The sequence below is a fragment of the Salinigranum halophilum genome, assembly GCF_007004735.1.
Taxonomy (GTDB): Archaea; Halobacteriota; Halobacteria; order Halobacteriales; family Haloferacaceae; genus Salinigranum; species Salinigranum halophilum.
Genome location: NZ_SSNL01000003.1, coordinates 277,302 through 289,522 on the forward strand (window position 1 = coordinate 277,302; position 12,221 = coordinate 289,522).

Annotated in this window: 12 protein-coding genes; 8 read left to right on the plus strand and 4 right to left on the minus strand. The window is 66.7% G+C overall.

Going from position 1 to position 12,221, the window contains the following annotated elements; all coding sequences use genetic code 11:
• Nucleotides 1–195: 195 nt before the first annotated feature.
• Nucleotides 196–1,458 carry a M20/M25/M40 family metallo-hydrolase gene (locus tag E6N53_RS05965; protein ID WP_142857688.1) on the minus strand — a complete coding sequence of 421 codons (1,263 nt, stop codon included), beginning with the start codon at nucleotides 1,456–1,458 and terminating at the stop codon, nucleotides 196–198.
• A 95-nt stretch (nucleotides 1,459–1,553) separates the two neighbouring features.
• On the opposite strand from E6N53_RS05965, the gene E6N53_RS05970 reads away from it, so the two are divergent.
• From E6N53_RS05970 to E6N53_RS05995, 6 genes are all read left to right on the plus strand, one after another.
• Nucleotides 1,554–2,957, plus strand: a complete 1,404-nt coding sequence (locus E6N53_RS05970) for an FAD-binding oxidoreductase (protein ID WP_142857690.1) — start codon at nucleotides 1,554–1,556, stop codon at nucleotides 2,955–2,957.
• A gap of 132 nt (nucleotides 2,958–3,089) precedes the next feature.
• The gene (locus E6N53_RS05975) at nucleotides 3,090–4,208 is read left to right on the plus strand and encodes an ABC transporter substrate-binding protein (RefSeq protein ID WP_136600808.1); all 1,119 of its coding nucleotides are present in this window, start codon (nucleotides 3,090–3,092) and stop codon (nucleotides 4,206–4,208) included.
• Nucleotides 4,209–4,211: 3 nt separating this feature from the next.
• Nucleotides 4,212–5,291, plus strand: coding sequence for an ABC transporter ATP-binding protein (locus E6N53_RS05980; protein ID WP_142857692.1), 1,080 nt, complete (start codon nucleotides 4,212–4,214; stop codon nucleotides 5,289–5,291).
• 1 nt (nucleotide 5,292) lies between these two features.
• Nucleotides 5,293–6,210, plus strand: a complete 918-nt coding sequence (locus E6N53_RS05985) for an ABC transporter permease (RefSeq protein WP_142857694.1) — start codon at nucleotides 5,293–5,295, stop codon at nucleotides 6,208–6,210.
• Nucleotides 6,207–7,067, plus strand: coding sequence for an ABC transporter permease (locus E6N53_RS05990; RefSeq protein WP_236642310.1), 861 nt, complete (start codon nucleotides 6,207–6,209; stop codon nucleotides 7,065–7,067). Before E6N53_RS05985 ends, E6N53_RS05990 begins: the two co-directional genes overlap by 4 nt.
• A gap of 100 nt (nucleotides 7,068–7,167) precedes the next feature.
• A complete protein-coding gene (locus E6N53_RS05995; protein WP_142857696.1) occupies nucleotides 7,168–7,740 on the plus strand; it encodes a DoxX family protein in 573 nt (190 codons plus the stop codon).
• A gap of 37 nt (nucleotides 7,741–7,777) precedes the next feature.
• On the opposite strand, the gene E6N53_RS06000 is transcribed toward E6N53_RS05995, so the two are convergent.
• Nucleotides 7,778–8,305: a metal-dependent hydrolase gene (locus E6N53_RS06000; RefSeq protein ID WP_161596515.1), complete on the minus strand. Its 528-nt coding sequence runs from the start codon at nucleotides 8,303–8,305 to the stop codon at nucleotides 7,778–7,780.
• A gap of 167 nt (nucleotides 8,306–8,472) precedes the next feature.
• Between E6N53_RS06000 and E6N53_RS06005 the strand changes: the two genes are divergently transcribed.
• Nucleotides 8,473–9,543, plus strand: coding sequence for an archaeosine biosynthesis radical SAM protein RaSEA (locus E6N53_RS06005; protein ID WP_142857700.1), 1,071 nt, complete (start codon nucleotides 8,473–8,475; stop codon nucleotides 9,541–9,543).
• Between the two features lie 344 nt (nucleotides 9,544–9,887).
• Here E6N53_RS06005 and purQ read toward each other — a convergent pair whose 3' ends face one another.
• On the minus strand, nucleotides 9,888–10,562 hold the full coding sequence (purQ, locus tag E6N53_RS06010) for a phosphoribosylformylglycinamidine synthase I (RefSeq protein WP_142857701.1): 675 nt from the start codon (nucleotides 10,560–10,562) through the stop codon (nucleotides 9,888–9,890).
• Between the two features lie 52 nt (nucleotides 10,563–10,614).
• Nucleotides 10,615–10,869 (minus strand): phosphoribosylformylglycinamidine synthase subunit PurS, encoded by a 255-nt coding sequence (purS, locus tag E6N53_RS06015; RefSeq protein WP_136601281.1) that lies wholly within the window; start codon nucleotides 10,867–10,869, stop codon nucleotides 10,615–10,617.
• A gap of 277 nt (nucleotides 10,870–11,146) precedes the next feature.
• Here purS and E6N53_RS06020 point away from each other — a divergent pair, with 277 nt between their 5' ends.
• Nucleotides 11,147–12,190, plus strand: a complete 1,044-nt coding sequence (locus tag E6N53_RS06020; RefSeq protein ID WP_142857703.1) for a formyltetrahydrofolate deformylase — start codon at nucleotides 11,147–11,149, stop codon at nucleotides 12,188–12,190.
• The last annotated feature ends 31 nt before the right edge of the window (nucleotides 12,191–12,221 follow it).

Consider the following 12,221-nt stretch of genomic DNA (forward strand, 5'->3'; position numbering starts at 1 on the left):
TTTCATCCCCGGTTCGGCCCTGCTTCGGAGCAGACGTACACGACGGCTTACACGTGTCGAGAAATTGACCTAGCGTCCCTGGAAATCACGCGGCCGGAAAAGCCACGCGAGGCCGGCCGACACCCTCGTTTCAGCTCGAGACCGCTAGGAAGAATCACTCCCGTCGCCGTTCGTCACGCGCCCACCAGTGTGGGCTCACTCGTCGTCGGCGAGGAACGTCGACACGGCGTTGACGATGACCTCGCCGGCGACGAGCGCGTCCTCCCAGACGAGCGTCTCGTCGGGGAAGTGTGCCTGCTCGATGTCGCCGGGGCCGAAGACGACCGTCGGGATGCCCGCCGCGACGTAGTGGCGGTTGTCCGCGCCGTAGGTCTCACCGAGCGGTTCCGTCCGCGACAGCCCGTGCTCCCGCATCGCTGCCTGTACTGCCCCGACGACCGGTTCGTCGGGGTCGATTTCGGCCGGCTCGAACTGGATGGTGAAGCGGTCGAAGTCGGGTGGGTGCTCGGTGAGCCACTCGTCGTCGTCGACGACCTCCTGCAGGGCGGCCTCGTACTCCGCTTCGACGTCGTCGACGGACTCGCCGGGCGCGACGCCGAAGCGACACTCCGCAGTGAGCGAGGCGGCGACCGTCGACGCCCACGACCCCGCCTCGACGATACCGATGGTGAGCGGCCAGGGGTTGTCGAACTCGGTGTAGCGGGGATGGGTGACCCGCTCTCCGCGCTCGGCTTCGAGGTCGAGGAACCGGTGTCTGATGGTCTCGAACTTGTCGAGAACGTCGACGCCCTCCCAGCGTCGGGCGGCGTGTGCCGACCTGCCGACCAGTTCGAGCCGCTTCATCAGACAGCCCTCGGTGGCGACGACGGGAGTGAGGCTGGTCGGCTCCGCGACGATGGCGGCGTCGCGCTCGAAGGGGTACGGGTTGTTGAGCGCGGCCGCGGCGGCACCGATGCCACCCTCCTCCTCGCCGACGACACACTCGACGACGACTCTGCCGTCCAGGTCGTCCCCGAACCGTTCGTGGGCGCTCATCGCGGCGAACGCACAGACACCGACGGCGGTCTTCATGTCGACCGCGCCGCGGGCGGTGAGTTCCTCCGCTCCATCGCTCCACGTCGGGTCGAACGGCTCCGACGTCCAGACGCCCTCGTCCGCGGGGACGACGTCGACGTGGCCGTTCAACACCAGTGTCGGCCCCGCGTCGGGGTCGCCGAACTCGAGGACGCCGGCGACGCTCGGGCGGTCCTCGGTCACGAACTCGTCGCTGTCCGGGAACGACGGGTGCGCGGCGAGCGTGTCGGCGTCGGCCTCCCAGGTGTACGTCTCGAAACCGAGGTCGTCGAGTCGGGATTCGAGCCACTCCTGGGCGGGCTTCTCGTTCCCGTCTGTGGTGTCGAAGCGGAGGAACTCCTCGGTGAAGCGGCGGAGGTCGTCGTCGAACGCGCGGAACTGCATTGGTCGTGGTCCGTCGATTGGGTACAAAGGGCTTGCGTCCTCCCTGCGGCGACCCCACACGCTTTTGCCACGCGTTGACAACCTCGGGTAGACAGATGTCGACGCTCACCCCGGACCTCCTCTCCGAACTCCCCTTGCGAGACGACCAGTACTCCACGACAGCGAGTGACCGCGACGACCACTCCCGCGACTGGGGCACCCATCCCGACGACGCGGTCGACCCGGACGTCGTCGTCTGGCCCGAGTGCACGGAAGACGTCTCGGCCGTCCTCGAACTGGCGAGCGACCACGACGTCCCGGTCACGCCCTTCGCCGCCGCGACGGGTATCGAGGGTAACGCCGTCCCCGTGTGCGGGGGTATCAGCCTCGACATGACGCGGATGGACTCGGTGCTCGACGTTCGCCCCGACGACCTCCAGGTCGACGTCGAACCCGGGGTCTTCGGCGCAGACATCAACGAGGCGCTCGAACGCCATGGCCTCTTCTTTCCCCCGTTGCCGACCTCGGGCGACATCGCCACCATCGGCGGGATGATCGCGACGAACGCCGCCGGGAAGCAGACGGTCAAGTACGGGAAGGTGGGCGACTGGGTGCTCGAACTCGAAGCGGTACTCGCTGACGGCTCCGTCGTCGAGGTCGGAACGAAGGCGGCGAAGACCTCCTCGGGCTACAACCTCCGCGACCTCCTCGTCGGGAGCGAGGGGACGCTCGCCGTCGTGACACGCGCGACGCTGAAACTCGCCGGACGACCCGCCCAGCGTCGAGCGGGACGGGTCGTCTTCGACTCGTTCGAGACCGCGGCGGCCGCGGCCTCGGACATCGTCCGCTCCGGGGTCGACGTCGCCGCGCTCGAACTCATCGACTCGCTGGCCGCCGAGATGGCCAACGCCTACATCGACGGCGACCTCCCCGAGAAGCCGATGGCCTTCCTCGAGTTCCACGCGAACCACGGGGTCGACGAAGAGATCGACTTCTGCCGTGCGGTCCTCGAGTCGTACGCCCCCCTGTCGGTCGAGTTCGGCGACGAGTCGGCGCAGGCCGACCTCTGGGAGGCGCGGCGGGAACTCGCCGACGCCACGCGGGCGTACTACCCGGACCTCGATTCCATCGTCGCCGGCGACGTGGCGGTCCCCATCTCGAAGTATCCCGACCTCATCGAGCGCATCCACGCCCTCGCGCGCGAGCGTGAACTCGCCGTCCCCTGTTTCGGCCACGCCGGCGACGGCAACATCCACTTCGACGTCTTCGCCGACAAGGGAGACGAGGCGGAGTGGGCCCGCGCGCGAGACACCTACGAGACCATCGTCAGAGAGGCCCTCCGCCTGGGCGGTACCGCCACCGGTGAACACGGCATCGGGCGCGGGAAGCGGAAGTTCATGACCGACGAACACGGGGAGGCGGGCGTCCGAGCGATGCGTGCGGTCAAGCGCGCACTGGACCCCGACGGCGTGTTGAATCCCGGAAAGGTCCTTCCGGGTCCGGAGGCGGGCGGCGACTGACTCCTGTCGTGCAAACATTTCTACATTGATGGACACTTCTGTACGGCACATTCTGGACAATCGGACGGAATCGGCGTCCCCTGTGTCAGTGTAACAGGTACCACTATATACCAAGAGTCTAAAGCCGCCGCTATGTCCCGCAAGCAATCGTTCGGACGCAGAGAGGTACTGAAAACCACCGGTGCCGCGCTCGCCACGGGCGCTGTCGCCGGCTGTCTCGGTGGCGGCGGGGGCGGCAGCGGTGGCGACCGGGTGCCGATGGACATCACGGAGTGGCCGCCGGAGGAGTACTCGTCGAACCTGAACATGATGAACTGGTACGACTCCTGGGCGGAGTGGGCCATGGAGGAGTTCGGCAACGAGTACGACGTCGAGGTGACGAACGAGGGGTTCTCCTCGCCCGACCAGTGGTACTCGCGGCTGCAGGCCGGCAACACCGAGATCGACAACATCGCGGCGACGACCAACTGGGTCGAACGCTCCATCAACAACGACTTCCTCCACGAACTGCCGGTCGACATCATGCCCGCGTGGGAGAACGTCACCGACAACATCAAGGAGGCCTCCTCGTACCAGCAGGACGGCTCGACGTACGCCATCCCCGAAGCGCTCGTCCTCTACCCTCTGACGTACAACACGGACCACTTCGACGCCGCGCCGGAGTCGTGGGGCGTCCTCTGGGACGAGTCGCTGGAGGGTGAGATCATGATGTGGGACAACTCGACCGTCTCGTGTCAGATCGCGGCGATGTACACCGGACAGGACCCCATCTCGCCCTCGGACTTCGACGAGATCGAAGAGGTGCTCAAACAGCAGAAGCCGCTTCTCAGGACCTACTGGGGCGACTACGAGCAGGGGATGCAGCTGTTCGTCAACGAAGACGTCGTCGCCGGGCCGCTCACGATGGGGCGGACCTACACGGCGCGGTTCAGCGAGGGTGCACCCGTCAACTACACGGCTCCCGAGGAAGGGGCGATGTTCACCTCCGACCTGTTCGTCATCCCGAAGGGCGCGCCGAACCCCATCACGAGCCTGCTCTTCACGAACTGGGCCTCGGAGAAACCCAACGCCGCACAGCTGTTCGAGACGATGGGCTACAAGCCCGGCGTCGACATCCAGAGCGAACTCTCCGAGCAGGACCGCGAGTTCACGACGTGGCCCTCGGACTGGAACCTCGTCTTCTCGGAGACGCTCTCGGACGACGTTCGCTCGCGCTACGACGAGATCTGGACGGCGGTCAAGGCAGCCTAGGCCATGTCACTCCTCAGTGTTCGCGGCCTCACGAAGCGGTTCGGGGACCTCACGGCGGTCGACGACGCGGACTTCGACGTCGAAGACGGCGAGTTCGTCTCCATCCTGGGGCCCTCGGGCAGCGGCAAGTCCACCATCCTCCGGATGGTCGCGGGGTTCGAGACGCCGACGGACGGCGAAATCGTCCTCGCCGGCGAGGACATCGTCGCCAGACCACCGTTCGAGCGCGACATCAACATGGTGTTCCAGAACCTCGCGCTCTTCCCCCACCTCACGGTCGCGGAGAACATCCAGTACGGCCTGAAGCAGCGCGGCGTCCCGAAGGACGAACGCGAGCGACGAACCGAAGAGATGCTCGAGATGGTCCGGCTCCCGGGCTACGGCCCGCGTGACCCCTCGGAACTGTCGGGCGGCGAACAGCAGCGCGTCGCTCTCGCCCGCGCGCTCGTGAACGAACCGGCGCTGGTGCTGTTCGACGAGCCCCTCTCCAGCCTGGACCGGAAGCTCCGCCAGCACATGCAGACCGAACTTCAGCGCATCCAGGCGGAGACGGGCATCACGTTCCTCTACGTCACCCACGACCAGGAGGTCGCCCTCTCCGTCTCCGACCGCCTAGTCGTCCTCAACGACGGCCTCGTCGAACAGGTCGACTCCGTCGAGGCGCTGTACGAGGCCCCCCAGTCGCAGTTCGTCGCGGACTTCATCGGCGACGTCAACACCGTCGACGCCCGCGTCGTGTCGGCGAGCGACGACGGGCTCACCATCGAGACCGGCGGCACGGAACGGTTCATCCCGGCGGCGAACGGCTTCGCCGGCGGCGACCGGATCCACGTGTGCGTCCGTCCCCACGACGTCAGCCTGAGCGGTGACGGCGACTTCGCCACCGACGGCACCGTCCGGACGCGGAGCTACCAGGGCTCGGACACCGTCTACACCGTCGAGACCGACCAGTGGGGGGACATCGTCGCCGACGTCCGTGGGTCGAGCTTCGACGTCGGCGACAGCGTGACCGTCGCGTGGGACGCCGCGGACGTCCACCTCTTCGCCGCCGGGGAGGAAGGCACCGTCGAGGGGGCGGCCTGAGATGGGGACGGAGACGGAGACCCGCGCGCCGAGCGGGGAGTCGACGCTCCTGACCGACCTGACGGACTTCTTCCGCACGCGACCGCGGCTGAAGAAGCTCGCCATCGCCGGGCCGCCGTACGGCGTGCTCATCGGCTTCTTCCTTCTCCCCCTCGTGGCGATGCTCGTCATCTCGTTCCAGGAGGGACAGATCAACGGCCCGTGGACCCTCGCGAACTACACGAACTTCCTCGGCTCGCAGACGTATCTGACGGTCGTGTGGCGGACGCTCGTCATCACTGTGCAGGTGACGGTGCTCGTCACCGTCGTCGGCTACACGCTCGCGTACAGTATCGTCCGTTTCTCGCGACGGGCTACCCTCCTGTTGCTCCTCGTCATCCTCCCCTTCTGGACCTCGTACATCATCCGGATGTACGCGTGGATTAATATCCTCCAGAGCGGCGGCGTCCTCGACTCGACACTCCAGCTGTTCAGTCTCCCGTCCGTCGGGCTGCTCTACACCCAGCCGGCGGTGATGATCGGCTTCACCTACGTGTGGCTTCCGCTCGCCGTGTTGCCGTTCTACGCCTCGCTCACGAACATGGACGCCGACCTCATCGAGGCCGCGAAGGACCTCGGGGCTGGTCCCATCAAGACGTTCTTCACGGTGACGCTCCCGATGACGAAGAACGGCGTCATCACCGGGGTCATCCTCGTGTTCATCCCGACGTTCGGGTCGTTCATCACGCCCCGGCTGCTGGGCGGCACCAACAACATCATGATCGGGATGGTCATCGAGAACCAGTTCAAGTCGGCGTTCAACTGGCCGTTCGGTGCGGCTATCGGCATCGTCATCTCCGTCGTGGTGGTCCTGCTGCTCGTCGCGGGTGCCCGCGGCGGCGGCAACCTCTTCGGCAGTAGCGGGGGTGAGCGCACGTGAGCACCGACACGGCGAAACCGCGTTCGACGGGGCCCGTCGCCGCCGTCGAACGGCTCGTACAGAACCACGGGAGTTCGCTCGCCCGCGTCGCGATGGTCGCCGTCTTCGCGTTCCTCTGGGTGCCCATCGCCGTGTTGGTGTTCATGTCGTTCGCCGAGGGAGGTGTGCTCTCGTTCCCGCCGAAAGAGCTCACCCTGCGGTGGTACTTCGTCTTCCTCGAGAACGACACGGCCATCGACGCCATCATCACCACCCTGCAGGTGTCGCTCCCGACGACGCTCATCACCGTCGTCCTGTCGACGCTCATCGCCTACGCGGTCGACCGCTACGTCTTCCCGGGGCGGGGCGCTCTCCAGCTTCTGGCGACGCTCCCCATCGTCGTCCCGCTGGTGGTGACCGGCGTCGCGCTGGTGCTGTTCTTCGGGCTCATCCGGCCGCTCATCGTCCTCAACGGCTATCCGGCCGTCGTCATCGCCCACGTCGTCCGCACCATCCCCTTCGCGACGCTCGTCATCATCCCGACGTTCCTCACCTTCGACCGCCAACTCGAGGAGGCCTCGAAGGACCTCGGCGCGGACGAACTCCAGACGTTCCGGCAGGTCACCCTGCCCAACGTCTTCCCCGGTATCATCGCCGGCGGCCTGCTGGCCTTTACGCTCTCGTTCAACGAGTTCGTCTTCACCTACTTCGTGAAGGATTCGGCGACGACGACGCTACCCGTCTACATCTGGAACCAGATCCGCTACAACGTCACGCCCGAGGTGAACGTCATCTCGGTGGTGTTCCTCCTCGTGGCCGTGACGCTCGTCCTCGTGGCCGTCTCGCTCACCCGCGTCGACCTGCTCGCGCGGCGCTGAGCGCCCTCTGCTTCTCGGTGGCGTGATTCTCGGAATCCCGTATGTACTTGAATATTCATGGTCTCCTTTCGTATCGGCGACAGGCGTAGTACCGTGTGGAATGTCCACACAAAACACGCTCCACGCCGAGATACTCGGCCGCGGCTTCGACTTCGACTACTCGGAGAACTGGATCGGGTACTCCCTGGTGTTCATGCGGGTGACGATGGGATGGGTGCTGTTCCAGGGCGGCATCACGAAGCTGGTGACGTACCTCGACGCGGACCCCGCGAACAACTGGACGGCCGCCGGCTACCTGGCGAACGCCATCCCGGCGGGGAACCCGCTGGCAGGCTTTTTCGCCTCGATGGCCGGCAACCCGCTCATCGACGTCCTGAACATGTGGGGGCTCACCCTCACCGGATTGGCGCTCATCCTCGGCGCGTTCGTCCGCTGGAGCGCGTTCTGGGGCGCGGTCATGATGCTCTTTTACTGGCTCGCCGCGCTGCAGGGCGGCCTCCTCGCGGGACTGCCCCTCGAACACGGCTGGGTCGTCGACGACCACCTCGTCTACGCCTTCCTCCTGTTCGGCCTCGGGGCGTTCGGCGCAGGGCGCATCCTTGGTCTCGACGCGTCCCTCGAGAAACTCTCGGTCGTCCAGAACAACCGCTGGCTCCGGCTGTTCTTGGGCTAATCCCTGGAACCGCCGAACGCCGGCGTGACCGCGTTCGTTACTCGGCGACCCGCCGTCGCCGTTCGCGCTCGACGAAGAGGAACGTCACGAACACGAGCGGGACGAGCACGAGACCGGGCGTGAGCCGGGGTGAGGCGTAGAACTCGGCGACCCTGACCCAGGGAGCCACGTTGTCGCTCGCGTACACCGGGGCTGGCAGCAGCGGCCAGAGGAGGAACCCGAACTCCGCTACCGGCGTCTGGTCGACGACGGCGGCGACGAGGTCGCCGACGACGTGGGCGACGTGGCCGAACCCGAACGCGACCGCGAGGTGCGGACGGTCGTACCGTCGGACGAGTGCCCAGAGCACCGCACCGACGACGAGCGCGAAGAAGACCGAATGGCCCATAGCGCGACCGCTGGGGAGCACGTCGGCGTACGCCAGCGGCTTGTCGACCAGGTCGGGGAACTGTGTGCCGACGAGGAGCGCGCCGAGTGTCACGCCGTAGGGTAACCGCCGACCGGTCACCCACGCGAACGGGACATAGAGGAGGTAACCGAAGACCGCGTGGCCGAGCGGGAACACTGTGTGTAGTAGTTCCGTTGACGTCTGGGTAAACCTTCCCATCTGTGGACCGGCGTCCAGCGGGGGCGACACCCCGACTGGGGCCGACGGTGCCTGCCTCGCGTCGCCCTCGTCGGAACGGTGCTCGAGACGAAGCCGTTTTCTCCGGCCCCCAAGTAGAGACGTCAATGAGTAAGCCGACGCCCGAGGTGTACGAGCGGGGTCGCGGCATGGACGCGCACAACCAGGTGATGCGCGACATCCGGTCGCAGAAAGACAAGAAGTACGACCCCCACGAGCCGACGCGGGTGTGGCTCGACGAGGACAACACGCCCGATGGGGTGCGACAGTCGCTCACCATCATCCTCAACACCGGCGGGTGTCGTTGGGCGCGCGCTGGCGGCTGTACGATGTGCGGCTACGTCGCCGAGTCGGTCGAAGGCGGGTCGGTCGCCCACGAGGCGCTGATGGATCAGCTTCAGGTCTGTCTCGACCACGAGGCGGAGAACGCCGACGAGCCCTCCCCGCTCATCAAGATCTACACGTCGGGGTCGTTCCTCGACGAACGGGAGGTCCCCGCCGAGACGCGCGCGGCCGTCGCCGAGACGTTCGCCGAGAGAGAGCGCATCGTCGTCGAGTCGCTCCCGGACTTCGTCTCCCGGGCGAAGCTCGCGGATTTCACGGCACAGGGGCTGGAGACCGACGTCGCCGTCGGGCTCGAGACCGCCACCGACAGGGTCAGACACGACTGCGTGAACAAGTACTTCGCCTTCGACGACTTCGTCGCCGCGAGCGAGGAGGCCGAGGCCGCCGGCGCGGGTATCAAGGCGTACCTCCTGATGAAGCCCCCCTTCCTCACCGAGCGCGAGGCGCTGGAGGACATGGTCTCCTCGGTCCGCCGCTGTGCCGACTACGCCCACACCGTCTCGATGAACCCCTGCAACGTCCAGCGGTACACGATGGTCGACGAGCTGTTCTTCCAGGGCGGCTACCGCCCGCCGTGGCTGTGGTCGGTCGCCGAGGTGCTCGAGCGCACGGCCGACGTCGACGCCATCGTCGTGTCGGACCCGGTCGGGCACGGCTCCGACCGCGGCCCGCACAACTGCGGCGAGTGCGACGACCGCGTCCAGCGTGCCATCAAGGACTTCGACCTCCGGCAGGACCCCGCCGTGTTCGAACAGGTCGACTGCGACTGTGCGGCGACCTGGCGTGCGGTGCTCGACGAGGAGGCGGCCTACGCGATGCCGCTCGCTCGATAGACGTCGGACACGGGGTGTGCTCCTTAAACATCCGATTTAGCCGTCTCCGGCCCGTTCGTACCGACTCGTGCCCCCTGTCAGCAGTTACCAGTCTCTGCTGTCGACGGTACTTAACCGGTGGTTGGTGTCTGTAAGGCGACCCTTCCGTTCCGGAAAGCGCCGCGTACCAAAGTACCCCTGGTGCGTGTCACTTCGTGATAGCACCTGCCGCTATCTCACACACATGTCGGAACACGCCTACAAATCAGTTCATTACAAGGACGGCTGGCTCGAGATTCGCGAAGACGGCAACGCCGACGGCTGGATCGCCACCGACACGCCGACGTGGATCGAACTGTAGACGTCTACGCGAGACCCTGCAGTATCCCCTGCCCGTCCGTCCGCCCGAGGTCCGGGAGCGTCGCCCGCTCGGGGTGTGGCATCAACACGGCCACCGTGTCGCGCTCACCGACCACGCCCGCGACGTTGCCGACGGACCCGTTCGGGTTCGCCTCCTCCGTGACGTTCCCCTCGTCGTCACAGTACCGGAAGAGCACGCGTCCCGCCTCCGCTAACTGCTCGTACAGCTCTTCGCTCACCTCGAACCGCCCCTCGCCGTGGGCGATGGGGAGTTCGACGACGTCGCCCTCGTCGTAGGCGCGCGTCCACGGCGTGTCCGCGCGCTCCACGCGGACGAAGACGTGTTCGCACTGAAAGCGTGCGCTCCGATTCGTCGTGAACACGCCCTCGGTGAGGCCCGACTCACACCCAATCTGTGCGCCGTTGCAGATACCGAGCACCGGAACGCCCGCCTCGGCGCGCTCGCGCACCTCGTTCATGACCGGCGAGCGCGCAGCCATCGCTCCCGCGCGCAGGTAGTCGCCGTAGGAGAACCCGCCCGGAATGACGACGCCGCTGGTGTCGTCGGGGAGACCGTCCTCGTGCCACACGCGGCGGGCGTCGATTCCCAGGTGGGCGAGCGCCTGCACCGCGTCGCGGTCGCAGTTCGACCCGCCGAACTGGACGACAGCGACGGTCACCGCGACCACCTCCGTGTGAAGAGACCGACCGTCGGTGTCGGAGACGTGGCAGTCATTCCGCCGTCGTGACCTCCACGTCGTAGTCGTGGATGGTCGGGTTCGCGAGGAGTCGCTCCGCCATCTCGTCGGCGCGGTCTGCGGCGGCGTCGCTCGACTCGGCGTCGAGGTCGATCTCGAACCTGTTCGCAGAGCGCAACGCCTCCAGTTCGAACCCCAGGCGTTCGAGGGCTCGCTTCGTCGTCTCCGCCTCGGGGTCGAGCACGCCGCGCTTGAGGCGGACGGTGACCGTCGCGGTGTAGGCAGTCATCGTCCGAGGGTGCGTGGTCATGAGCAAAAGCCGTTTTGGAGTCGGTGTGATATACATACATGCGTATACCACCGCGGTCGGCGACGCCTCACTGCGTCCGAGCCTCGTCGCGGCAGGCGTGTCTCGGCCGCGTTGTGGTCGGCGCGTCCGACGCGCGCGTCCCGCGGACACGACTTACTCGCTTCCGAAGCAATCCTTTCGGAGAAAACGGAAAGCGTTTACGCCCGCACCGACACCTCGCGTGTATGCACGGCCTTGAACAGCCGGAGGTGACGGTATGACACGCGAGTACACCCAGATTACGGTCATCGGAGACGACAAGACCGGAATCGTCGCGAAGTTCACCACCCTGCTGTTCGAGCGCGGAATCAACATCGAGGACATCGACCAGGCGGTCCGCGACGGCATCTTCCGGATGACGCTGCACGCCGACACCGCGGGGATGGTCTGTACGAAAGACACCCTGCGCGAGGCGCTCGCCGACCTGGGTGCGGAGATGGACGTCGACGTCCAGGTTCGGTTCCCGGCCGACCGCGAGACGAAGCGCATCGCGGTGCTGGCGACACAGGAGTCACACTGCCTCGAAGCGCTGTTCGGCGCGTGGGCGAACGACGAACTCGACGCCGAGATATCGGTCGTCATCGCGAACCACGACGACCTCCAGCCGCTCGCCGAGCGGTACGACGTCCCCTTCTACGACGTCGGCGACGAGAAGGGGTCGCCCGACGAGGACGAACTCATCGACCTCCTCGAGGAGTACGACGTCGACCTCGTCGTCCTCGCCCGGTACATGCGCATCCTCTCGCCGAACGTGGTGTTCCGATACGAGGACCGCATCATCAACATCCACCCCTCCCTACTCCCGTCGTTCCCCGGCGCGGCCGCCTACCGCCAGGCGAAAGAGGAGGGCGTCCGCATCGCCGGCGTCACGGCTCACTACGTCACGACGGACCTCGACCAGGGGCCGGTCATCACCCAGCGGGCCTTCGACGTCCCCGACGACGCCTCGTTGGATGAACTCAAGACTCGAGGACAGCCGCTGGAGGCCGAGGCGCTCCTCGAAGCGGTCAAACTCCACCTCGACGACGCCGTGACGGTCCACCGCGGCCGGACCAGCCTGCGTGACGGCGTCGATGAGCGCGAGTACAAGCTCGGTCTCGGCGATATCGGTAACCCCGACCGCCCCGTCGACGGCCTCGGCAAGGCGCTCTCGGCGACGACGGACGCGACCGACGACTCGACCGACGGCGATTCCGACGATTCGACCGACGCCGACACGGACGCCGACGCCGAAGCCGAAGCGACCACGCCCAGCAACTGAGCGTCGCAGTCCAGCCGACGCTCGCCGGTCG